Source organism: Serratia sp. CY82433, from assembly GCF_052166535.1.
In the GTDB taxonomy this organism is placed as follows: Bacteria; Pseudomonadota; Gammaproteobacteria; order Enterobacterales; family Enterobacteriaceae; genus Serratia; species Serratia sarumanii.
Window position 1 is genome coordinate 1 of the sequence record NZ_JBJNOR010000006.1, and the last position, 22,656, is coordinate 22,656.

A 22,656-nucleotide genomic window follows, 5' to 3' on the forward strand; every position below is an offset into this window, starting at 1 on the left:
GCGGCAATAGCGCGGTGGTCCCACCTGACCCCATGCCGAACTCAGAAGTGAAACGCCGTAGCGCCGATGGTAGTGTGGGGTCTCCCCATGCGAGAGTAGGACACTGCCAGGCATCAAATAAACGTTATCAGCGTGACGACTGGTAATGCGCAAATCGCAGAGCGCGATATTGCCAGCATCGAAAGATGCAACGTAAAAGAATCGGTGGAGCGGTAGTTCAGTTGGTTAGAATACCTGCCTGTCACGCAGGGGGTCGCGGGTTCGAGCCCCGTCCGTTCCGCCACTTATTTAATTATGCCTGCTTTATTAGCAGGCATAATGTTAAGCGAGATTTAGGGGCGTAGCTCAGTTGGTAGAGCACCGGTCTCCAAAACCGGGTGTCGCGAGTTCGAGTCTCTCCGCCCCTGCCATATTAAGAACCCTTTGCGAAAGCAAAGGGTTTTTTTTTGCCTATCATTTTTCTTCCTTACCGCTTTGGAATAGAACGCTTTTGACGCTATATGCCGATGTTTGCCCGATCCTGGTTGCTTCATGTTCCTCCGAACTCTATCCTGCCGGCCTCCTGATTCTTATCTCGTTTTGCATTATCTTCTCTCAGAAGGCGATGAGCGCGTTTTGGCGTGATAGACAGGCATGACCACGATGACGGCGTTTAAGGCCGCCATAACGCTTTAGGCTGCGGTATTTAAAGGTATTTTAAGTAATTGCCGAATCAAAGGCTGTTGATCGCTGTTTTGCAACCAGACGGCATACAGTGGGCGGATAATCGGCGGGATCTCGGTGGCGGCCACCAACTGTGGATACTCTTTTTCCCACTGGCTGGGCAGGAAAGCACATCCACCCGTGGTTTCCAACAGCTGACGCGTCAGGTGAGCGGAGGTGGTAGTAAGCACCGGCACGTTATCACCTTCCAGCATGCGGCTTTCCTGTTGGTGGAAGTCGGCTCCCCATTCCAGCTTGATGTAGGGCATGGGGGCCTGTTTGTCACGATGCGCGGATGAGAACAGGCGTAATGAGAAATTGCTCAGTTGCTGGCTGGCCAATTCATCCATCTTAGGCGGTTCAGTGGTGATCAGTAAATCGAGCTGCCTTTCATGCAGTTGTTTTACCAAAGAGTGCCTTAATGCCACCCTGGCTTCTAGCTGCAGCGCTTCGCGTTGTTGATAGAGCGCCTGTAGCCAAGGGGTCAGATAGGCTTCCCACAGCGAAGCGGTAGCGCCGATCGACAACTCGGTGTGTTGCAGCGAACGCACGACCTCCTTTTTCGCCAACTGCCAGGTGTTCATCAGGCTCTCGGCATAGGGCAGAAGCCGCTCGCCGGCAGGCGTCAGGCGGATATTATTGCGATGACGGGTAAATAAATTGGCGCCCAGCTGGTTTTCTAACTGACGGATGCGGAAACTGACCGCGGACTGCGTTAAGTACAAAGATTCTGCGGCTCTGCCAAAGTGACGCGTTCTACTGACCTCCAAAAAGGTTTTCAGTAATTCGGTATCCACACCTATCTCCAAAAAAATTTGTCGTTAAGATTTAAATGTTTTGTTTTACACGCTGTCAAGCCTATCTAATACTCCGCGCCATAAACAGCACGGCCATAAGAGAATTAGGAGCGTGTCAGATGGCGGATAGCTTCACCACGACCAATCGTTTTTTTGATAATAAACATTACCCTCGCGGGTTCTCCCGTCACGGCGATTTCACCATTAAAGAGGCGCAATTGCTAGAGCGCTTCGGCTACGCGTTTAACGAGCTGGACTCGGGCAAACGCCAGCCGGCCACTGAAGAAGAACAACTGTTCGTCGCAGTGTGCCGCGGTGAGCGCGAAGCGGCTACCGAGCAGGAAAAAGTATGGGCTAAATATCTGGCGCGCACACGTCGCCCGAAGAAATTCCATACTCTGTCCGGCGGTAAACCGCAGGCTGACGCAGTAGAAGATTACAGCGACAGCGAAGACTAAAGACGATGGGGCCTGCGGGCCCCATTTTCATTCCAGACTACGGTGCAGTTGTAACAGCAGGCGGTCCATGCTGCGATAGCCAAGCGCTTCGCTGAGGTGGCGCCTGTCGAGCTCAGCATCTCCCGCCAAATCCGCCAGCGTGCGCGCCACTTTCAAGATGCGCTGCCAGGCGCGAACCGATAACCCCAGCGCGTTTAGTGTCGCTTCCAAAAACTCGGCGTCTGCCGCCTGCAGAACGCAATCCCGTTCCACTTCGCGGTTGCTCAGCAGCGCGTTGACTTTACCGGCGCGTTCAAGTTGCCGGGCGCGTGCCAGCAGCACTCTTTTCCGCACTTGTTCGCTGCTTTCTCCGTGTGTTTTCCGATGACTGAGTGTTCCCGGCGGCAACAGCGGCACTTCGATAGACAGATCGAAACGGTCGAGAAAAGGCCCTGACAGCCGGGCCAGATAGCGCAACACCTGCTGCGGTGAGGCGCGATTGTGCAACCCCTGATAGTGCCCCGTCGGGCTGGGGTTCATTGCCGCGATCAGCTGCACTCTGGCGGGGAAACAGACCTTGGCGTTGGCGCGTGAAATCACGATCTCGCCGGATTCCAACGGCTCACGCAGCGCATCCAGTACCTTACGCTCGAATTCCGGCAGTTCATCCAGAAACAGCACGCCGTTATGCGCCATCGAGATCTCGCCCGGTCGCGGCAGTGAGCCGCCGCCGACCAATGCCGCCATCGAGGCGCTGTGGTGCGGTGCGCGAAACGGCCTCTGGCGCCATGGTAGGGCAGCGGGAATGTGATGCTGCAAGCTGGCGACCGCCAGACTTTCCAGCGCCTCAGGCTCCGTGAGCGGTGGCAGTAGGCCCGTGAGGCGGCTGGCCAGCATGGTTTTACCGGTGCCCGGCGGCCCAATCAGCAATAGGTTATGCCCGCCGGCGGCGGCGATCTCCAGTGCCCGCTTGGCCTGCTCCTGGCCGATGATATCGCGCAGATCGGCGCTGTCGCAGGCGGTGTCCGCAGCGGGAGGCGTGGCCGCCACCGGCAGTTCGCCCTGGCCGAGCAGAAAGGCGCAGACTTCCAACAGGTGCCGGGCGGTATGGGAGTGCGACTGCGCGATCAGGCCGACTTCGGCGGCGTTGTCCGTTGAGAGAATCAGTTGCCGCCCGGCATCAGTCGCCGCCAGCGCCGCCGGGATCGCGCCCCTGACCGCGCGCAGTGAGCCGGACAGCGCGAGCTCGCCAAGAAACTCGTAGCGCGCCAACGGTGCGAGGGGCAATTGCTCGGAGGCGGCGAGGATCGCCAGCGCTATCGGCAGATCGTAACGCCCGCCTTCTTTCGGCAGATCGGCGGGCGCCAAATTGACGGTGATGCGCCGGGCGGGAAAGGTGAAACCGTTATTGATCAGGGCGCTGCGCACCCGATCGCGCGCCTCTTTTACCGTGGTTTCCGGCAGGCCGACCAGCGTCAGGCCGGGCAGGCCATTGCTGATATGCACCTCCACCGTCACGGAAGGGGCCTGAACGCCGATGATGGCGCGGCTATAGATTACCGCCAGTGACATATCGCTCTCCTTGCTAAGGGCGACATGATGCGTGATTCATCCGGGCATTGCGCGGCGTTATTGGTGGTTTTTCGATGTATTTAGCAGAGTAATCGCTGATTTTCATCGAAATAAATGAGGTTGTGCGAGCCGCCTCGCAACCTGCGGCAATACCCATTAACAATTCGCTGAAGGCTGCAACATATTAGCGGCCCATACGCATTGCAACCATAGGGTTAACGGGTGTATTTAACAATTGATTAAAAGAAAAATCACTTATTTAACAAACCCCGACCGCCGCCGCATTCTGCCCGGCAGCCGCTAAACCTCCTGACTTCGTACTCTACGGTAGGGATAACACTATGTTTGGTTGGACCCCGCTGCAACGCAACGCGGCAATCGCCAGCTTTTCAAGCTGGACGCTCGACGCTTTCGATTTTTTCGTGCTGGTATTCTTACTCAGTGACATCGCGCAATCCTTTCACGTCGGTCTGGAACAGGTGACGTTGGCGATTCTGCTCACGCTGGCGGTGCGCCCGATTGGCGCGCTGATCTTCGGGCGTGCGGCGGAAAAATATGGCCGCAAGCCGATCCTGATGCTGAATATCGTCTTCTTCTCGGTGTTTGAGCTGCTCTCCGCCGCCGCGCCCTCGCTGACGGTCTTCTTGCTGTTGCGGGTGTTGTACGGCGTTGCGATGGGCGGCATCTGGGGCGTTGCGTCGTCGTTGGCGATGGAAACCATACCGGACCGCTCGCGCGGCCTGATGTCGGGCATTTTCCAGGCCGGCTATCCGTTCGGTTATCTGCTGGCGGCGGTGGTGTACGGCCTGTTGTTCGAAACGGTCGGCTGGCGCGGCATGTTTGTCATCGGCGCGGCGCCGATCCTGCTGCTGCCGTTTATTTATTATTGCGTGCAGGAGTCGCCGGTGTGGCTGGCGGCGCGTGAACGCAAGGAAAGCTCTGCCTTGCTGCCGGTGTTGAAGAGCCACTGGAAGCTGTGCTGCTATCTGGTGCTGCTGATGGCGGCGTTCAATTTCTTCTCCCACGGCACGCAGGATCTGTATCCGGTGTTTCTGAAAGTTCAGCATGGTTTCGATCCAAAAACCGTTAGTATCATCGCCATTAGCTACAATATCGCGTCAATTATCGGCGGCGTTTTCTTCGGTTCGTTGTCGGAAAAGATCGGCCGCAAAAAAGCGATCATCATCGCCGCGTTGCTGGCGCTGCCGGTGATCCCGCTGTGGGCATTTTCCAGCGGTTCGCTGATGTTGGGGATCGGCGCTTTCCTGATGCAGTTCATGGTGCAGGGCGCCTGGGGCGTGGTGCCGACCTACCTGACTGAGCTGGTGCCGGCCAACACCCGCGCGGTGCTGCCGGGGTTCGTGTACCAGTTGGGTAACCTGATCGCTTCGGTCAACGCCACGCTGCAAGCCACCATCGCCGAGCATCATGGGCATAATTACGGCCTGGCGATGGCGATCGTCGCCGGTACGGTGGCGGTGGCGATCGCCCTGTTGGTGTTCTTCGGTAAGGATACGCGCGGTAAGGCGATAACAGACGCGGTGAAAAATCCGGGCGTGCGCGCCAACGTGTGAAATCCGGGCGATTCGCGTGAGGTATGACCAGATTGCGCCGAATAATAACGCAAAAAAAGTGTTGTCATGCCGCGCGCGACTATGGTACCTCTGTAAGCATTAGTTCTGAATGAGCACAGTGAACAAACCCATTATGAAAGCCTTTGCCCAAGTGATTAGCCTAGTCGTGATTAGCGTGGTGGTGATTATTATCCCACCGTGCGGGGCTGCACTTGGACGAAGAAAGGCTTAGCAAACAAGCCGGAATCGCAAGAGAACCCCCGCACCGTCAGGTCCGGGGGTTTTTTATTGGCAAGAGAAAAGTGGAGCAAGGGGCAGAGCATGAAAAACAGAACAAAATCCTGCGGTTGTCGAAGTAAGGCGGGGAAATAACTATGAATGGCGCTCAGTGGGTAGTTCAAGCGTTGCGTGCGCAGGGTGTGGATACCGTATTCGGCTATCCGGGCGGGGCAATCATGCCGGTGTACGATGCGTTGTACGACGGCGGTGTGGAACACCTGCTGTGCCGCCATGAACAGGGCGCCGCGATGGCCGCCATCGGCTACGCCCGCGCCACCGGCAAAGTCGGCGTTTGCATCGCCACTTCCGGCCCTGGCGCCACCAACCTGATCACCGGCCTGGCTGATGCGCTGCTCGATTCCGTTCCCGTTGTCGCCATCACCGGTCAGGTGGGTTCCGCGCTGATCGGCACCGATGCCTTTCAGGAGATCGATGTTCTTGGCCTGTCTCTGGCCTGCACCAAGCACAGCTTCCTGGTGGAATCGCTGGACGCCTTGCCGGGCATCATGGCGGAAGCCTTCGCCATCGCCGCAGGCGGCCGTCCTGGCCCGGTGCTGATCGATATCCCGAAAGACATCCAGCTGGCGCAGGGCGATTTGCACCCGCATCTGATGCCGGTCGACGAAGCGCCGGCATTCCCGGCGGCGGCGTTGGCGGAGGCGGCCGAGCTGCTGGCGCAGGCGCACAAACCGATGCTGTACGTCGGCGGCGGCGTGGGCATGGCGCAGGCGGTGCCGGCGCTGCGCGAGTTCATCGCCGTGACCCGCATGCCGAACGTCGCCACCCTGAAGGGGCTGGGCGCGCCGGATGCGCAAGATCCGCTGTACCTCGGCATGTTGGGCATGCACGGCACCAAGGCTGCCAACCTGGCGGTGCAGGAGTGCGATCTGCTGATTGCCGTCGGCGCGCGTTTCGATGACCGCGTGACCGGCAAACTGAACGCCTTCGCACCGCACGCCAAAGTGATCCACATGGATATCGACCCGGCGGAAATGAGCAAGCTGCGCCAGGCGCATGTGGCCCTGCAGGGCGATCTGAAAGCGTTGCTGCCGGCGTTGCAGCGCCCGCTGAACATCGCCCCCTGGCAGCAGCAGGTGACGGCGCTGAAAGCCGACCACGCCTGCCGCTACGATCACCCCGGCCAGCCGATCTACGCGCCGCTGTTCTTGCGCCAGCTGTCCGCCCGCAAGCCGGCCAACAGCGTAGTGACCACCGACGTGGGCCAGCACCAGATGTGGAGCGCGCAGCACATGACGTTCGAACGCCCGGAGAATTTCATCACCTCCAGCGGCCTCGGCACCATGGGGTTCGGCGTGCCGGCGGCAGTAGGGGCCCAGATCGCGCGCCCGCAAGATACGGTGATCTGCGTCTCGGGCGATGGCTCCTTCATGATGAACGTGCAGGAACTGGGCACCATCAAGCGCAAACAGCTGCCGCTGAAGATCGTACTGCTGGACAACCAGCGCCTCGGAATGGTGCGTCAATGGCAGCAGTTGTTCTTCGACGGCCGCTACAGTGAAACCAACCTGTCCGATAACCCCGACTTCCTGATGCTGGCCGCCGCCTTCGGCATTCCCGGCCAGCGCATCAGCCGCAAGGATCAGGTGGAGGGCGCGCTCGAGGCGCTGTTCAACACCGCAGGCCCTTATCTGCTGCAGGTCTCTATCGACGAACTCGAAAACGTCTGGCCGCTGGTGCCGCCGGGCGCCGGCAACGAAACCATGTTGGAGGAAATATCATGATGCAGCATCAACTCTCGATCCAGGCGCGTTTTCGCCCCGAAATGTTAGAGCGCGTATTGCGGGTCGTGCGTCATCGCGGCTTTCAGGTTTGTGCTATGAATATGGTTTCCCCGGCCAACGCCGACAGCATCAATATCGAATTGACCGTTGCCAGCCCGCGTCCGGTTGCCCTGTTGTCATCTCAATTAAGCAAACTGATGGACGTCTCCTGCGTCGAGATCCAGCAGCCAACATCACAACAAATACGCGCCTGAGGCGCTGAGAAGGATAAATAACAATGACAAAGAAAGCCGATTACATTTGGTTCAATGGTGAGATGGTTCCCTGGGCCGAGGCCAAAGTGCACGTGATGTCGCACGCGCTGCATTACGGCACGTCGGTATTTGAGGGGGTGCGCTGCTACGACTCGCACTTGGGGCCGGTAGTGTTCCGTCATCGCGAGCATATGCAGCGCCTGCACGATTCGGCGAAAATCTACCGCATGCCGGTTTCGCAAAGCGTTGACGAACTGATGGAAGCCTGCCGCGCCACGTTGCGCAAGAACAACCTGGTCAGCGCGTACATCCGCCCGCTGGTGTTCGTCGGCGATGTCGGCATGGGCGTCAACCCGCCGGCCGGTTACAAAACGGACGTGATTATCGCGGCGTTTCCTTGGGGCGCTTATCTGGGTGAAGAAGCGCTGGATCAAGGCATCGACGCGATGGTCTCCTCCTGGCACCGCGTCGCACCAAACACCATCCCCACCGCGGCCAAGGCCGGCGGCAACTATCTTTCCTCCCTGCTGGTGGGCAGCGAAGCGCGTCGCCACGGCTATCAGGAAGGCATTGCGCTCGACGTGCACGGCTACATTTCCGAAGGGGCGGGCGAGAACCTGTTTGAAGTGAAAGACGGCGTGATTTACACCCCGCCGTTCACCTCTTCGGCGCTGCCGGGCATCACCCGCGACGCGATCATCAAGCTGGCGAAAGACATGGGCTTCGAAGTGCGTGAGCAGGTGCTGTCGCGCGAATCGCTGTACCTGGCCGACGAAGTGTTCATGTCCGGCACCGCGGCGGAAATCACGCCGGTGCGCAGCGTGGACGGCATTCAGGTCGGCATCGGCAAATGCGGCCCGGTGACCAAACAGATCCAACAGGCGTTCTTCGGCCTGTTCAGCGGCAAGACAGAAGACAAATACGGCTGGCTGGATCCGGTCAATCCGTAACGACAAGACAGACAGATAAGAATATCCAGGCGGTTCGTTCGCCGCCTGTCATAAATACATTTGGAGTGAAAAGAGCATGCCTAAGTACCGTTCCGCCACCACCACCCACGGCCGCAACATGGCGGGTGCCCGCGCATTGTGGCGCGCGACCGGGATGACCGACGCCGATTTCGGCAAGCCGATCATCGCCGTGGTCAACTCCTTTACCCAGTTCGTGCCGGGTCACGTGCATCTGCGCGATCTGGGCAAACTGGTCGCCGAACAGATCGAAGCCTCCGGCGGCGTGGCCAAAGAGTTCAACACCATCGCGGTGGATGACGGCATCGCCATGGGCCACGGCGGCATGCTCTATTCCCTGCCGTCGCGCGAACTGATCGCCGACTCGGTCGAATATATGGTGAACGCCCACTGCGCCGACGCGATGGTGTGCATCTCCAACTGCGACAAGATCACCCCGGGCATGTTGATGGCGGCGTTGCGCCTGAACATTCCGGTGATCTTCGTCTCCGGCGGCCCGATGGAAGCCGGCAAGACCAAACTCTCCAATCAGATCATCAAGCTGGATCTGGTGGACGCGATGATCCAGGGCGCGAACCCGAACGTCAGCGACGCCGACAGCGAGCAGATCGAGCGTTCCGCCTGCCCGACCTGCGGTTCCTGCTCCGGCATGTTCACCGCCAACTCGATGAACTGCCTGACCGAAGCGCTGGGCCTGTCGCAGCCGGGCAACGGCTCGCTGTTGGCGACTCACGCCGATCGCAAAGCGCTGTTCCTCAACGCCGGCAAGCGCATCGTCGAGTTGACCAAACGCTATTACGAGCAGGACGACGAAAGCGCGCTGCCGCGCAATATCGCCAACAAGGCGGCGTTTGAAAACGCCATGACGCTGGATATCGCCATGGGCGGCTCGACCAACACCGTGCTGCACCTGCTGGCTTCGGCGCAGGAAGGCGAGGTGGATTTCACCATGGAAGACATCGACCGCCTGTCGCGCAAAGTGCCGCACCTGTGCAAGGTGGCGCCGAGCACGCAGAAATACCATATGGAAGACGTGCACCGCGCCGGCGGCGTAATCGGCATCCTCGGCGAGCTGGATCGCGCCGGTTTGCTGAACCGCGAGGTGAACAACGTGCTGGGGCTGACCCTGCCGCAGACGCTGGAAGCCTACGACGTGATGCTGACCCGCGACGAAAGCGTCAAGAAAATGTACTCCGCCGGGCCGGCCGGTATCCGCACCACGCAGGCATTCTCTCAGGACTGCCGCTGGGATTCGCTGGACACCGACCGCAAGGAGGGCTGCATCCGCACCCGTGAGCACGCCTACAGTCAGGACGGCGGGCTGGCGGTGCTGTACGGCAACCTGGCGGAAAATGGCTGCATCGTCAAAACCGCCGGCGTAGACAAGGAAATCCTCACCTTCCGCGGCCCGGCCAAAGTCTATGAAAGCCAGGATGATGCGGTAGAAGCTATCCTCGGCGGCAAAGTGGTGGCGGGCGACGTGGTCGTTATCCGTTACGAAGGGCCGAAAGGCGGGCCGGGCATGCAGGAAATGCTTTACCCAACCACGTATCTGAAATCGATGGGGCTGGGCAAGGCGTGTGCGCTGATCACCGACGGACGTTTCTCCGGCGGCACCTCCGGGCTGTCCATCGGCCACGCCTCGCCGGAGGCGGCCAACGGCGGCCTGATCGCCCTGGTGCAGGACGGCGACATGATCGCGATCGACATTCCGCATCGCGGCATCCAGCTGGATGTCAGCGAGCAGGAGCTGGCGGCGCGGCATGAGGCGGAACTGGCGCGCGGCGATGCGGCCTGGACGCCGAAAAACCGTGAACGTCAGGTGTCCTTCGCGCTGCGCGCTTACGCCTCGTTGGCCACCAGCGCCGACAAAGGCGCGGTGCGCGACAAGAGCAAACTGGGGGGATAAGCAGCATGGCGGTCTCTCAACCCCTACCCAGCGCCCCCTGCGGCGCGGAATATCTGCGAGCGGTACTGCGCTCGCCGGTCTACGAGGTGGCGCAGGTCACCCCGTTGCAGGCCATGAGCAAAATCTCTTCGCGCCTCGGCAACACCATTTTGGTGAAGCGCGAAGATCGCCAGCCGGTGCACAGCTTCAAGCTGCGCGGGGCCTATGCGATGATCGCCGGGCTGGACGAAGAGCAGAAGGCGCGCGGCGTCGTAACGGCTTCGGCCGGCAACCACGCGCAGGGCGTCGCCTTCTCCGGTAAACGGCTGGGGATCAAAACGCTGATCGTGATGCCGGTGTCCACCGCGGACATCAAGGTGGATGCGGTGCGCGGTTTCGGCGGCGAAGTGCTGCTGCACGGCGCCAATTTCGACGAGGCCAAGGCGAAGGCGATCGAGCTTTCCCAGCAGCAGGGCATGACCTTCGTGCCGCCGTTCGATCACCCGACGGTGATCGCCGGGCAGGGCACGCTGGCGATGGAGCTGCTGCAGCAAGACGCGCATCTGGATCGGGTCTTCGTGCCGGTCGGCGGCGGCGGCCTGGCTGCCGGGGTGGCGGTGCTGATCAAGCAGCTGATGCCGCAGATCAAAGTGATTGGCGTCGAAGCGGAAGACTCCGCCTGCCTGCGCGCGGCCCTGGATGCCGGCCATCCGGTGGATCTGGCGCGCGTCGGGTTGTTCGCCGAAGGCGTGGCGGTGAAGCGCATCGGAGACGAAACGTTCCGCCTATGCCGTGAGTATCTGGACGACGTGATCACCGTGGACAGCGACGCCATCTGCGCGGCGGTCAAAGATCTGTTCGAGGACGTGCGCGCCATTGCCGAACCTTCCGGCGCGCTGGCGCTGGCGGGGCTGAAAAAGTACGTGCAGCAGCACAACATTCAGGGCGAGCGTCTGGCGCACGTGCTGTCCGGCGCCAACCTCAACTTCCACGGGCTGCGCTACGTTTCCGAACGTTGCGAACTGGGCGAACAGCGCGAAGCGCTATTGGCGGTAACCATTCCGGAACAGCAGGGCAGCTTCCTCAAGTTTTGCCAACTGCTGGGCGGCCGCTCGGTGACCGAATTCAACTACCGCTACGCCGATGCCGACAACGCCTGCATTTTCGTCGGCGTGCGTCTGACGCGCGGCCACGCCGAACGGCGGGAGATCATCGACGAACTCAACGCCGACGGTTATCAGGTGGTGGATCTGTCGGACGACGAGATGGCCAAGCTGCATGTGCGCTACATGGTGGGCGGGCGTCCGTCGAAGCCGCTGCGCGAACGGCTGTACAGCTTTGAGTTTCCGGAGTCGCCGGGCGCGCTGCTGAAGTTCCTGCAGACGCTGGGCACGCACTGGAACATTTCGCTGTTCCACTATCGCAGCCACGGCACCGACTTCGGCCGGGTGCTGGCGGCCTTCGAGCTGGCGCAAAGCGAGCCGGAATTCGAGCGTCACCTGCAGGCGCTGGGCTACGATTGCCACGACGAAACCGACAACCCAGCGTTCCGCTTCTTTTTGCAGGGGTGAGTCGGATTGATAAGCAACCGTGACGCGTTAGTCAGTTTATGGGTTGCATGGTTGTGATTTTGTCGTGCATTTTTATACTGCCAAGACTTCTGACGTATAGGGATGCACGACAATGAAAACCGCTTTTTCTACGCCGTTCGGTTCCCCCGAAGACGATTTGACCAACGCCGAGTTTGCCCGCCTGTTGGGCAATACCGGCGTACAAGAATTCTATCGCGATATTAATCTGCAAGCCTTGCAGGACTCGCTGGACTGCAGCCTCGCCTTTCATGGCGTGGGCATTATTTTTTCCGACGGGCAGAACTCATTTTTAGTCCGCCCGACGCAGCACACCGGTTACTCAAACGCTTCGCAGGTTACCCACGTGGTCATCAGCAAAACGGTGGCTCATACTTCACGCGTTGCCGCGACCAATACGCTGTCGGAAGCGTTGAGCAAACCCAGCGTCAGCAAAGAGTTGGCCTCGGCCGCGCTGTCGTGCGGAACGCTGCTGGTATCGGTATTTTTACTGGCGTCGGGCAGCGTCGCCGTGCCGTTTACCGGCGGCACCAGCTCGGCGGTGGCTTATCTGGGTTATGCCGGCATGGCTGCCAGCGCGTTGCAGTGCGGCAATGGGCTGTACCGCGTCAACAAGCTTTATGACGGGAAAGGCGATGAACTGGCTCAGCTCGACTCAGAACAGTGGTATATCGCTACCAGTACCGTGCTCGATGTGATCTCGCTGGCCAGTGCCGGGGCTGCCCTGAAGGAAGCGACGATGACCTACCGCGCCATGCGCCGCATTTCGGCGCGCAAGGCGACGGAATGGCTGAAAAGCATGCCCCGTAGCGAAAGGAAGCGGCTGACCGAAAACATCATTCGGGCGGAAAATCCGGGAATTTCCAATAACGTCTTGAAAGAGATGGTGAAGAACGGCTTATACCCGAAGCGCTACCCGACGGAAGCGATCCAAAACGGGCTGCGCCAGCAATTGCATTCGGCGCTCAATAACTCATTGACGTTCGTGGGCAGCGGCATCAGCGGCACCCTGTCTGCGCCGGTGAATGTGAAAACCACCGGGCAGTATTTTGTGGGCATTATGCAGAAATTGCCGCAGATGGTGAGGTAATGGCGGACTGGATGATTAAACGCCTGATCGCGCAGGGCCGGGAGATGGAACGCCAAATCGCGGCGCGCGATGGCGCGCTTTTCGCCGGTGTGGATGCGCAGCTCGAGCAGCATTTCCTGACGCCGGGCCAGCGGCTGTCGCCGCCGGGCGTCGGCAATGTCATGTTGCTGATGGTTTGCCTGACGCTGGGGCTGGCGGGCGTGATGGGCCTGGCCACGGACGTGGCGGCCGCCTGGAGCGGCAAGACTTCCGCCGCCGTTCTCATGGGCAGCGGCGCGATCGTGGCGGTGTGGATGACGTTGATCCTGTTCCAACTGGTGCAGGGTAAAAACAGCGGGGTGGTATTGCTGCAATATTACCTTGGCATGCTCGGCCTGTTTTGCCTTGGCGCCGCGGCGGCGTGGGCGGCGGGGATGACCGGCATCGCCACTGTCGCCATGCTGCTGGGGGGCGTGGTTGGCGGGGCGCTATTCAGCAACCGGGCGGCGTTCTATCTCTATGTCGCTTATTTTCGCACGCGTCGGCGCGTATTTATCAAACGCCGTTGGCAGAGAGAAGATCTGCGCAACACCCGATAAACCGTCAGAACGGAAAAACTTATGACGCAACCCTTCTCCGGCTTTAGCCAGCAGGGTCTGAATTTCCTGCAGCAGGTGCGGATCGAGAACGATAAGGCGTGGTTCGACGGCAACCGCGACATCTACGATCGCGAGCTGCTGGCGCCGTTTCGCGCGCTGGTGGAGCAGTTGGCTCCCGGCATGCTGGCGATCGATCCGCTGTTCGAGACTCGCCCGGCGATCGGCAAAACGCTGTCGCGCATTCATCGCGATACGCGTTTTTCACATGACAAATCGCGCTACCGCAGCCGCATGTGGCTGACGTTCAAGCGCCCGAGCAAAGACTGGAAAGACGCGCCGGTCTACTTTTTCGAACTGGGGCCGGACATGCTGCGCTATGGGCTCGGCTACTACAGCGCCAACAAGCCGACCATGGATCTGTTCCGTCATACGCTGAGGCAGCGGCCGCAGCCTTTCCTTGAGGTGGCCGCCTGCTGCCGGCCGCCGTTCGAGCTGGTGGGCGAGAGCTACAAGCGCCCGCTGGTGAAGGAACAGGCGGCGGAGATCGCCACCTGGTACAACCGCAAGTCGTTTGCGGTGATGGTGACCGACAGCGAAGTGGAAAAGCTGTTCAGTGCCGATCTGGTGCCGCTGCTGGCCGGGGCATTTTTGCAGCTTGAGCCGCTCTACCACTGGCTGATGCAGGTAGAGACGATGAAGCAGATCGATCCGGCGGATCTGTAAACCCCGCGTCAGCGGGGATGCAGCAAGCGCCAAAAGGCGTCGATCAGCGGATCGCTGAGGCGCTTTTTCTGGACGCAGACTCCCAGCTCGAACGGTTCGACCATCGAGATGTTATCCAACTGCGAGATGCGGTTGCGTACCGGCTCCGGGCTGTTGTCCACCACCACGCTCGGGATCAGCGCGATGCCGCAGCCCAGAGCGACCATCGACACGATGGCTTCGTGGCCGCCGACGGTGGCGTAAATCAGCGGATTGCTGATGCGGTGGCGGCGGAACCACAGCTCGATGCGTTTTCGCGAAGGGCCGTGCTCCGGCAGGATGAACGGGATCTCGGCCCAGTCGGGCCTGTCGGCGAATGCCTGGCTGCGCACCGCACAGGGCAGCGCCGGCGCGATCAGCACCAGCGGGATTTCGCCGATTTTGGTGAACGCCACGCTGGCGGGCAGCGTTTCCGGCCGGCCGGCGATGCCGAGATCGGCCTCGTTGGATTGCACTTTGTCGACCGCGTCGGCGGCGTCGCCGGTGGTCAGCTTAATCTCCACCAGCGGGTGCTGCGCGCGGAAGCGATCGAGGATCGGCGGCAGGTGGCTGTACGCCGCGGTCACCGAGCAGAACAGCCGCAGTTCGCCGCTGAGCGAAGGGCCGTGCTGGCCGAGTGAGTGCTTCAGCTGCTGATATTGCAGCAGCGTTTGCTGGGCGAATTCTTTCAGCTGTTCGCCGGCGTCGGTCAGCTGCACGGTGCGGTTATCGCGCAGGAACAGCGGCTGCCCGAGGATCTCTTCCAGCCGCTGGATCTGGCGGGAGAGCGTCGACGGGCTGACGTGCATCGCCTTGGCGGTGCGCCCGAAGTGATGGCTTTCGGCCAGATGCAGGAACAGCTTTAAATCACGTAAATCCATATCGATACGCTCGCAGTGAGAGTGTTGCATAAATTGCAATACCACGTTCTTAATATATCAATTTAAGCAACGCATTTCCTGTTATACATTGAGTTTAACGAATCTCCGCACAGACAGGGCGGGGAATGAAAATAACAATGCAAGACAACATCAAACCGGAGTACCACCATGGCTAACTATTTCAACACATTGAACCTGCGTCAGCAGTTGGCGCAATTGGGTAAATGCCGCTTTATGGCGCGCGACGAATTTGCTGACGAAGCCGGCTACCTGAAAGGTAAAAAAGTGGTGATTGTCGGCTGTGGCGCCCAGGGGCTGAACCAGGGGCTGAATATGCGCGACTCCGGCCTGGACGTCGCCTATGCCCTGCGCAAAGAAGCGATCGACGAGAAGCGCGCTTCCTGGCGCAAGGCGACCGAAAACGGCTTTAAGGTCGGTACCTACGAAGACCTGATCCCGCAGGCGGATCTGGTGGTCAACCTGACGCCAGACAAGCAGCACTCTTCCGTGGTGCGCGCAGTGCAGCCGCTGATGAAAGACGGCGCGGCGCTGGGTTATTCCCACGGCTTCAACATCGTTGAAGTGGGTGAGCAGGTGCGCAAAGACATCACCGTGGTGATGGTCGCGCCGAAGTGCCCGGGCACCGAAGTGCGTGAAGAGTACAAGCGCGGCTTCGGCGTGCCGACCCTGATTGCGGTTCACCCGGAAAACGATCCGAAAGGCGAAGGCATGGCGATCGCCAAGGCCTGGGCGGCGGCGACCGGTGGCCACCGCGCCGGCGTGCTGGAGTCCTCCTTCGTCGCCGAAGTGAAATCCGACCTGATGGGCGAGCAGACCATTCTGTGCGGCATGCTGCAGGCGGGTTCGCTGCTGTGCTTCGACAAGCTGGTTGCAGAGGGCGCCGATCCGGCTTACGCCGAGAAACTGATTCAGTTCGGCTGGGAAACCATCACTGAAGCGCTGAAGCAGGGCGGCATCACCCTGATGATGGATCGCCTGTCCAACCCGGCCAAGCTGCGCGCCTATGCGCTGTCCGAACAGCTGAAAACCATCATGGCGCCGCTGTTCCAGAAGCACATGGACGACATCATCTCCGGCGCTTTCTCCAGCGGCATGATGGCCGACTGGGCGGAAGACGACGTGAAATTGCTGACCTGGCGCGAAGAGACCGGCAAAACCGCGTTCGAGAATGCGCCGCAGTTTGAAGGCAAAATCAGCGAGCAAGAGTACTTCGATCACGGCGTGCTGATGGTGGCGATGGTGAAAGCGGGCGTTGAGCTGGCGTTCGAAACCATGGTCGATGCCGGCATCATCGAAGAGTCGGCTTACTACGAATCGCTGCACGAGCTGCCGCTGATCGCCAACACCATTGCGCGTAAGCGTCTGTATGAAATGAACGTGGTTATCTCCGATACCGCAGAGTACGGCAACTACCTGTTCGCCAACGCGGCGGTGCCGTTGCTGAAGGACTTCATGACCACCCTGCAGGCGGGCGATTTGGGTAAAGCCGTGGCGGGTACGGCGGTGGACAACGCGCAGCTGCGTGACGTGAACGAAGCGGTACGCAGCCACCCTATCGAAACCGTCGGCCGCAAACTGCGTGGCTACATGACCGACATGAAGCGCATCGCCGTTGCGGGCTGATTTCCCGCAAGGCAAAGCACACAGAGCCGGCAGCGATGCCGGCTTTTTTATGCCTACGGTGGCGTGATCAATTGCCGTTCGAGGCAGCGCCGGATCGCGTGTTTGGCGTTGGCGACCCCCAGCTTACGCACCGCATTGCCGATGTGAAACTTCACCGTGCCGGTTTTTATCCCCAGGATCAGCGCGATCTCATGGTAGGTTTTGCCCTGGCTGGCCCAGTAGAGGATTTCCCCTTCGCGCGGCGAGAGCCGGTCTGTCCGGCTTGCCTCGGCGCTGGCCAAGGCCAGAGCGTGCTGGTGGGTATCGACCAATACCATCTGCAGGCTGGACCTCTCGTCTTCCATCAGCTGCCGCAGTTCGGCGTCATCGGCTGCCGTGGCGCTGATCGACAAGATCGCCAGGTTGTTGTCGTGATCGTGCAAAACAAAGCTGCAGCCGTGCACGATGTCGTACTCCCGCGCCTGGCTGAAGATCTTCCGGTAATGCCGATCCTCGGTGGTGACGGGGGTGTCGTGCCACATAAAGGGCGCGCAGCGACTATGGGCGGCGCGCACGACGGGATCGATGCGCTGATAGCGATTGGCGCTGTAGATGTCCAGCCATTCTTGCGGGTAGCTCGAGACCAGCAGATGGCGATCGGGAAGGTGTTTGTTGAAGGTCAAATAAGCGTATTTGAATTGCCTGAAGGCGTGCAGTCGGCCGTCAAGATGCAGTCTTGCGGCGACGGCGTTGGCGAATGTGACGGTCATTGGTAACCTCCCTGTCGTTCGCGGCTCAGCCCGACCTGCACCAAAGTCCAGCTAGTCAGTGCGGCGGATTGAAATTTATACTCGGCTAATAAATTCAAAAAGGCAGCAATGCCAAGACCCGAGCTTAGCAGCTCTGGGCGGAAATAAGCCAACGCCAGGGAAATTCTTTCAATCATCCTCTCATCAATGCTTCTGGGATCTATTGTGCGGGCGGCGAGGCTACCTCGCCGCCGCCTTATTGGCTATGCGGGCATCGCCGCTGCGGGAATGATGGCGCCGCGGTGTTGGATCACCGTTGCGGCGAGCAGGTGGCCGCGCTGCGCCGCCTGTTGGGCGCTGCCGCCGTTCAGGCGTTCCGCCAGATAACCGGCGCTGAAAGAGTCGCCCGCCGCGGTGGTATCCACCACGCGCTCCGGCGGCAGCGCGATCGCCGGCACCTCAAGCCGCTCTCCCTCCACGCTGAGCACCAGACAGGCATCCGCGCCGCGTTTGATAACGATCTCACCGACGCCGAGCGCCTGCGTGCGCGCCACCACCTGTTCAACCGGCTGCGCTCCCCACAGCGACTCTTCGTCATCCAGCGTCAGGAAGGCGATGTCGGTGCAGGCCAGCACCTCACGGTAGGCCTGCTGCGTTTCCTCACGGCTGTGCCACAGGCGCGGGCGATAGTTATTGTCGAAGATAACCTGGCCGCCGTTGGCGCGGCAGCGGCGCAACAGCGCCAGCAGCTTCGTGCGGTCGGCAGGCGCGAGGATCGCCAGGCTAATGCCGCTGAGGTACAGGTAATCGAACTGCGCCAGCCGGGCGCACAGTGCGTCGGCCTGGGGGCCCGCCAGCCAATACCGGGCGGCGGCGTCGTTGCGCCAGTAGTAGAAGGTGCGTTCGCCGGCGGCGTCGGTTTCGATCACGTACAGGCCCGGCAGTTTGTTTTCCAACCGCTGAATCAGTCCGGTCTCGATCTTCTCTTGCCGCCAGGCCTGCAGCATCTCGTCGCTGAAGCTGTCGGTGCCGAGCGCGGTGACGTAATGCACCTGCAGCGTCTGTTCCGGCATTTGGCGGGCGAGGTAGACGGCAGTGTTGAGGGTATCGCCGCCAAAGCCGCGCGTCAGCTGTGCGCCCTGCTGCGACAGTTCGATCATGCATTCGCCGATCACGGCGAGATTTCGGATAGTCATCGTCAATAAGCCCTGGCTAAAGAAGAAGCAACAACCGCCAGTCTCCACGCAAGGCGGTGAGGGAGTCAATAAATTAAAACGGTGTTTTGATTTTTTTTATGATCGCGATCGGCCCATGCCAAAACAGGGTGAAGAAGAAACCGTGCGGCAATTCGTGCTTAAAGTTTTGCGCGGCGCGGCCGATAAGCTGGGTAAAGAAACAGCGGCAGCGCTCTCACTTCCCCGCCACGGCGATAGTACCGATGATAACCAACCTGATCTCGGGTCTGCTGGCGCCCTGTTTTGCCCTCTATGCCTGCGCCAAATCGCGGCGCTACTGGCGGCAATGCCGGCGCTTGTATACCTTCCAGCCGATTTATCGCACCAGCGGCGCGCTGCTGGCGGTGGAACTGCTGACGGCGGTATATCACCCGAATGAACCGGACAAACGGCAATCCCCGGAACAGTATTTTTCCTCGCTCGGCGTCGCCCAGCGTTTGCGGGTGATCCAGGAACAGCTGGCGCTGTTGCAGCGCTGGCAGGCATTGTTCATTCGCCACGCGTTGATGGTGTCGGTCAATATCGACGGCATGGCGCTGCAAGCGTTGCAGCGCCATAGCGAGCTGCAGCGGCAGATCGCCGAGATGCCCTATCTGCGCTTCGAACTGGTGGAGCACGCCGAAACGGCGTCAAACCGCCCGTTGCACCAGATGGTCGGCGGCGAACGGCTGTGGCTGGACGATTTCGGCAGCGGGCTGGCCAACTTCTCCGCCGTCGGCGCCTGGCGCTATCAATACATCAAGGTAGCGCGCGAATTGTTCACCTTGCTTAAACAGTCTGAAGAGGGCGTGCAGCTGCTCGGCACCCTGATCAAGATGATGAACCAGCACAGCGACGGGGTGATCGTCGAAGGCGTGGAAACCGAGCAGGAGTGGCGGCTGGTGCAGCGTTCCGGCGCGTTGGCCGCGCAGGGTTACTATCTTTCCCGCCCGGCATGCTTTGAAAATTTACACAGCGTACCGACGCTGTTCGCCGCGCCCGGCGCGCCGGCGTGAACTCCGGCCTATCCTCAGCTAATCTTAAACGGGGCTGCTCATTCCTTTTCCTTTCATTCGGCAGCCCGGTTTATGTGCTGAGGGAGCCCTATGACAAGAACAGGAAAGGTTTTCAGCTGGCTGGGCGGCATTGTGCTGCTGGCGGTCGCCGCGCTGGCGATCTTCATCGCTACCTTCGACTGGAATCGACTCAAGCCCACCATCAACGACAAAGTGTCGGCAGAACTGCGGCGGCCGTTCGCCATCCGCGGCGATCTGGGCGTCGACTGGTCGCGTAACCGGGATGAGGGCGGCTGGCGCGCCTGGGTGCCCTGGCCGCATATTCACGCCGAAGACGTGTGGCTGGGTAACCCGAAAAACATGCCCGGCGACAGCATGGTGACGCTGCAGCGCGTCGACGCCAGCATCGCACCGCTGGCGTTGCTGAAGAAAGAACTGCTGATCCCGCGCATTTGGCTCAAGCAGCCGAATGCGTCGTTGCAACGCCTGGCCAACGGCGACAACAACTGGACGTTTGACCTGGCCGCTGGCCAGGATCCGCAGCAACCGCCTTCCGACTGGTCGTTCACCGTTCACGACATCGTGTTCGACAAGGGGCAGATCGCCTTTAAAGACGCCACGCTGAAGGCGGACTTCCGCGCCGTCATCGATCCGCTCGGCAAACCGCTGCCGTTCAGTGAAGTGACCGGCAAACAGAGCAGCGGCAAGGCCGCCACTCCTGACTACGTCTTCGGTTGGCAGGTCAAGGGCAAATACAACGGCGAGCCGCTGAGCGGCAGCGGCAAGATTGGCGGCATGCTGTCGCTGCAGAGCGCCGATCTGCCGTTCCCGCTGCAGGCCGACGTGCGCTCCGGCAGTACCCGGGTGGCGGTGGCGGGCACCTTGACCGATCCGCTGAACCTCGGCGGGCTGGACGTGCAGCTGAAATTTTCCGGCGAAAGCCTGGGTAATCTCTATGGCCTGACCGGCGTGCTGCTGCCGAACACGCCGCCGTATGCGACCGATGGCCATCTGATTGCCCGCCTGCATCAGCCGGGCGGCGCCGTGTTCGAATATCAGAAATTCGACGGCAAAATCGGTGACAGCGACATTCACGGCGATTTGAAATACGTTGCCGGTAAGCCGCGGCCGACGCTGAGCGGCGCGGTGAGCTCCCGGCAGCTGAGGTTGGCGGATCTGGCGCCGCTGATCGGCGCGGACTCCAACGCCGCCAAAGCCGGGCGCGGCGAGAAGAGCCGCCAGCCGGCGGATAAGGTGCTGCCGGTCGAACAGTTCGATACGCAAAGCTGGCGCAAGATGGATGCGGACGTGAAGTTTGCCGCCGCGCGTATCGAACGCGGCAGCGATTTGCCGCTGAGCGATTTGGCCACGCATCTGAAGCTGAACAATGGCGAACTGCGCCTGGATCCGCTGCGCTTCGGCATGGCGGGCGGCAGCCTGAACGCCGTGGTGCGCCTCGACGGCGGCAAAAAGCCGATGCGCGGCCAGGTGGATATGCACGCGCGCAAACTCCAGCTCAAACAGCTGTTGCCGAACGTGGCGGCGATGAAGCGCAGCCTCGGGCAGATGAACGGCGACGCCAGGCTGACGGGCAGCGGCAATTCGGTAGCCGAGCTGCTGGCGACCAGCAACGGCGACCTGCGCCTGTTGATCAATAACGGGGTGATCAGCCGCAGCCTGATGGAAATCCTCGGTCTGAACGTTGGCAACTATCTGGTGGCGCAGCTGTTCGGTGACGATGTGGTGGGCATCAACTGCGCGGCGGCGGATGTCGGCATCCGTAACGGCGTCGCCGCGCCACGGCTGTTCGTGTTCGACACCGAGAACGCGGTGATCAACATCACCGGCAACACCAACCTCGCCACCGAACGGCTGGATTTGTCCATCGATCCGGAAAGCAAGGGGATGCGCGTGCTGACCCTGCGCTCGCCGCTGTACGTGAAAGGCACCTTTAAGCACCCCGACGCCGGCGTCAAAGCCGGGCCGCTGATCGCGCGCGGCGCGGCGGCGGTGGCGTTGGGCGCGGTGCTGACGCCGGCGGCGGCGCTGCTGGCGCTGGTTTCACCCAGTGAAGGCGGCGAGGAGAACCAGTGCGGGCAGATCCTGCGGGAGATGAAAGGCAAAAAATAGTCAGGCGTGCGGCGGCGGCGTGAGCAGCCGGCAGTCGTGATCCTGGATCTCTTCCGCCGAGGCCAGGGTAAACGGCAGCAGGCTGCGCTCGGTCGCCAGCAGCAGGAAATCGCCGTCCGGCAGCGCGGTCATCGCCAGGCCGAAGCTGCCCATGCGCCCTTCGGCGCGCGGCAGGCCGGAAGCCAACAGGCGGAAGGCGCCCTGTTGTTCCAGTTCGGCGGGGGTCACCCGCCGCCCCAGATAGTCATGCCCCAACAGGCCGCCGGGCAGCGGTTGCCATTGATCGATAAAATCGGGGCCGATCCGCGCCAGCCGCTGTTTTACCGCCGGCAGCAGGCAGGAGATATGAATGTGCAGCTGGTTTTGCGTGCGGCCATATTCCGAGTTGATCGCCAGTGAAATATCGCCATCGTCGATCGGTTTGCCATAGCGTTCCGCCATCACGTGGCGCGCGCGCCAGGCCTGGGCGAAGAAATTCGGCGTAGTGGCGTCCAGCACCGCCGGGCTTTCTATCCCGGTGATTTTGGCGCTGGGCATCAGCAGGTATTGCAGCGGCCCGTTGCGATCTTTAAACACCACGAAGCCGGCCGGCACATCTACCTGCGCGCAGGGCGCCGGGTTGTCATGCGCTTGCTGATTGGGCAGACATTGCTGGCTGACGATGCGCCACAGCGCATCGGGATGATCAGGCTTCAACCCGTAATAGAGCGCGATGGCGAGAGCCGCCAGCAGCGCAACGCAGACAAATACTCCACGACGCAGAGACATCGGCCGATCCTGTTACCGAGAGAAACATCCAGCATAGCCCGGTTTTATGACAGTAAACGAACAA

The 22,656-nt window shown here is 60.8% G+C and carries 21 protein-coding genes, 2 tRNA genes and 1 rRNA gene; 17 read left to right on the plus strand and 7 right to left on the minus strand.

What is annotated here, in order from left to right; all coding sequences use genetic code 11:
* From rrf to ACJ8PI_RS20925, 3 genes are all read left to right on the plus strand, one after another.
* Window positions 1-112: ribosomal RNA gene (gene rrf, locus ACJ8PI_RS20915) — 5S ribosomal RNA — on the plus strand; the annotation flags it as partial.
* 94 nt (window positions 113-206) lie between these two features.
* Window positions 207-283: transfer RNA gene (locus ACJ8PI_RS20920), tRNA-Asp, on the plus strand.
* A 51-nt stretch (window positions 284-334) separates the two neighbouring features.
* Window positions 335-410, plus strand: a tRNA-Trp gene (locus tag ACJ8PI_RS20925).
* Window positions 411-671: 261 nt separating this feature from the next.
* On the opposite strand, the gene hdfR is transcribed toward ACJ8PI_RS20925, so the two are convergent.
* The gene (gene hdfR, locus ACJ8PI_RS20930; protein ID WP_033636417.1) at window positions 672-1,499 is read right to left on the minus strand and encodes an HTH-type transcriptional regulator HdfR; all 828 of its coding nucleotides are present in this window, start codon (window positions 1,497-1,499) and stop codon (window positions 672-674) included.
* 119 nt (window positions 1,500-1,618) lie between these two features.
* Between hdfR and ACJ8PI_RS20935 the strand changes: the two genes are divergently transcribed.
* The gene (locus ACJ8PI_RS20935; RefSeq protein ID WP_004929946.1) at window positions 1,619-1,957 is read left to right on the plus strand and encodes a DUF413 domain-containing protein; all 339 of its coding nucleotides are present in this window, start codon (window positions 1,619-1,621) and stop codon (window positions 1,955-1,957) included.
* 27 nt (window positions 1,958-1,984) lie between these two features.
* Here the strand turns inward: ACJ8PI_RS20935 and ACJ8PI_RS20940 are convergent, their stop codons facing one another.
* Entirely contained in the window at window positions 1,985-3,508 is a 1,524-nt protein-coding gene (locus tag ACJ8PI_RS20940; protein WP_164134905.1) for a YifB family Mg chelatase-like AAA ATPase, read from the minus strand.
* A 341-nt stretch (window positions 3,509-3,849) separates the two neighbouring features.
* On the opposite strand from ACJ8PI_RS20940, the gene ACJ8PI_RS20945 reads away from it, so the two are divergent.
* The 10 genes from ACJ8PI_RS20945 (at window position 3,850) to ACJ8PI_RS20990 (ending at window position 14,193) form a co-directional block, all read left to right on the plus strand.
* Window positions 3,850-5,082 (plus strand): MFS transporter, encoded by a 1,233-nt coding sequence (locus ACJ8PI_RS20945; protein WP_049234772.1) that lies wholly within the window; start codon window positions 3,850-3,852, stop codon window positions 5,080-5,082.
* 133 nt (window positions 5,083-5,215) lie between these two features.
* Window positions 5,216-5,314, plus strand: coding sequence for an ilv operon leader peptide (gene ilvL, locus ACJ8PI_RS20950; protein ID WP_013814970.1), 99 nt, complete (start codon window positions 5,216-5,218; stop codon window positions 5,312-5,314).
* Window positions 5,315-5,456: 142 nt separating this feature from the next.
* The gene (gene ilvG, locus ACJ8PI_RS20955; protein ID WP_164134906.1) at window positions 5,457-7,103 is read left to right on the plus strand and encodes an acetolactate synthase 2 catalytic subunit; all 1,647 of its coding nucleotides are present in this window, start codon (window positions 5,457-5,459) and stop codon (window positions 7,101-7,103) included.
* Window positions 7,100-7,357: an acetolactate synthase 2 small subunit gene (ilvM, locus tag ACJ8PI_RS20960; RefSeq protein WP_004929955.1), complete on the plus strand. Its 258-nt coding sequence runs from the start codon at window positions 7,100-7,102 to the stop codon at window positions 7,355-7,357. Before ilvG ends, ilvM begins: the two co-directional genes overlap by 4 nt.
* Window positions 7,358-7,380: 23 nt before the next feature.
* A complete protein-coding gene (locus ACJ8PI_RS20965; RefSeq protein WP_033636413.1) occupies window positions 7,381-8,307 on the plus strand; it encodes a branched-chain amino acid transaminase in 927 nt (308 codons plus the stop codon).
* A 76-nt stretch (window positions 8,308-8,383) separates the two neighbouring features.
* Complete coding sequence (ilvD, locus tag ACJ8PI_RS20970) at window positions 8,384-10,234, plus strand: dihydroxy-acid dehydratase (RefSeq protein ID WP_033649965.1); 1,851 nt, start codon at window positions 8,384-8,386, stop codon at window positions 10,232-10,234.
* A gap of 5 nt (window positions 10,235-10,239) precedes the next feature.
* Window positions 10,240-11,784, plus strand: a complete 1,545-nt coding sequence (ilvA, locus tag ACJ8PI_RS20975; RefSeq protein WP_015379394.1) for a threonine ammonia-lyase, biosynthetic — start codon at window positions 10,240-10,242, stop codon at window positions 11,782-11,784.
* Between the two features lie 112 nt (window positions 11,785-11,896).
* Complete coding sequence (locus tag ACJ8PI_RS20980) at window positions 11,897-12,892, plus strand: hypothetical protein (RefSeq protein ID WP_033654501.1); 996 nt, start codon at window positions 11,897-11,899, stop codon at window positions 12,890-12,892.
* Window positions 12,892-13,470 carry a hypothetical protein gene (locus ACJ8PI_RS20985; RefSeq protein ID WP_049234775.1) on the plus strand — a complete coding sequence of 193 codons (579 nt, stop codon included), beginning with the start codon at window positions 12,892-12,894 and terminating at the stop codon, window positions 13,468-13,470. The genes ACJ8PI_RS20980 and ACJ8PI_RS20985 overlap by 1 nt, the downstream gene beginning before the upstream one ends.
* Window positions 13,471-13,491: 21 nt before the next feature.
* The gene (locus tag ACJ8PI_RS20990) at window positions 13,492-14,193 is read left to right on the plus strand and encodes a DUF2461 domain-containing protein (protein ID WP_060425248.1); all 702 of its coding nucleotides are present in this window, start codon (window positions 13,492-13,494) and stop codon (window positions 14,191-14,193) included.
* A gap of 8 nt (window positions 14,194-14,201) precedes the next feature.
* On the opposite strand, the gene ilvY is transcribed toward ACJ8PI_RS20990, so the two are convergent.
* Window positions 14,202-15,092: an HTH-type transcriptional activator IlvY gene (ilvY, locus tag ACJ8PI_RS20995; RefSeq protein WP_033636409.1), complete on the minus strand. Its 891-nt coding sequence runs from the start codon at window positions 15,090-15,092 to the stop codon at window positions 14,202-14,204.
* A gap of 168 nt (window positions 15,093-15,260) precedes the next feature.
* Here ilvY and ilvC point away from each other — a divergent pair, with 168 nt between their 5' ends.
* Window positions 15,261-16,736: a ketol-acid reductoisomerase gene (gene ilvC, locus ACJ8PI_RS21000; protein WP_004929973.1), complete on the plus strand. Its 1,476-nt coding sequence runs from the start codon at window positions 15,261-15,263 to the stop codon at window positions 16,734-16,736.
* Window positions 16,737-16,789: 53 nt separating this feature from the next.
* Here the strand turns inward: ilvC and ACJ8PI_RS21005 are convergent, their stop codons facing one another.
* The 3 genes from ACJ8PI_RS21005 to ACJ8PI_RS21015 all read right to left on the minus strand — a co-directional run bounded on the left by ACJ8PI_RS21005 (window position 16,790) and on the right by ACJ8PI_RS21015 (window position 18,660).
* Window positions 16,790-17,485, minus strand: coding sequence for a LuxR family transcriptional regulator (locus tag ACJ8PI_RS21005; protein WP_041037126.1), 696 nt, complete (start codon window positions 17,483-17,485; stop codon window positions 16,790-16,792).
* Window positions 17,482-17,661, minus strand: a complete 180-nt coding sequence (locus ACJ8PI_RS21010; protein ID WP_033649970.1) for a hypothetical protein — start codon at window positions 17,659-17,661, stop codon at window positions 17,482-17,484. Before ACJ8PI_RS21010 ends, ACJ8PI_RS21005 begins: the two co-directional genes overlap by 4 nt.
* Before the next feature lie 66 nt (window positions 17,662-17,727).
* Window positions 17,728-18,660 carry a sugar kinase gene (locus ACJ8PI_RS21015; RefSeq protein WP_319861577.1) on the minus strand — a complete coding sequence of 311 codons (933 nt, stop codon included), beginning with the start codon at window positions 18,658-18,660 and terminating at the stop codon, window positions 17,728-17,730.
* A 242-nt stretch (window positions 18,661-18,902) separates the two neighbouring features.
* Between ACJ8PI_RS21015 and pdeH the strand changes: the two genes are divergently transcribed.
* Window positions 18,903-19,694, plus strand: coding sequence for a cyclic-guanylate-specific phosphodiesterase (pdeH, locus tag ACJ8PI_RS21020; protein ID WP_319861576.1), 792 nt, complete (start codon window positions 18,903-18,905; stop codon window positions 19,692-19,694).
* A gap of 90 nt (window positions 19,695-19,784) precedes the next feature.
* Window positions 19,785-21,824, plus strand: coding sequence for an AsmA family protein (locus ACJ8PI_RS21025; protein WP_164141690.1), 2,040 nt, complete (start codon window positions 19,785-19,787; stop codon window positions 21,822-21,824).
* Here the strand turns inward: ACJ8PI_RS21025 and ACJ8PI_RS21030 are convergent, their stop codons facing one another.
* Window positions 21,825-22,592: a CDP-diacylglycerol diphosphatase gene (locus ACJ8PI_RS21030; RefSeq protein ID WP_399574305.1), complete on the minus strand. Its 768-nt coding sequence runs from the start codon at window positions 22,590-22,592 to the stop codon at window positions 21,825-21,827. It abuts the gene before it with no gap.
* Window positions 22,593-22,656 lie beyond the last annotated feature (64 nt).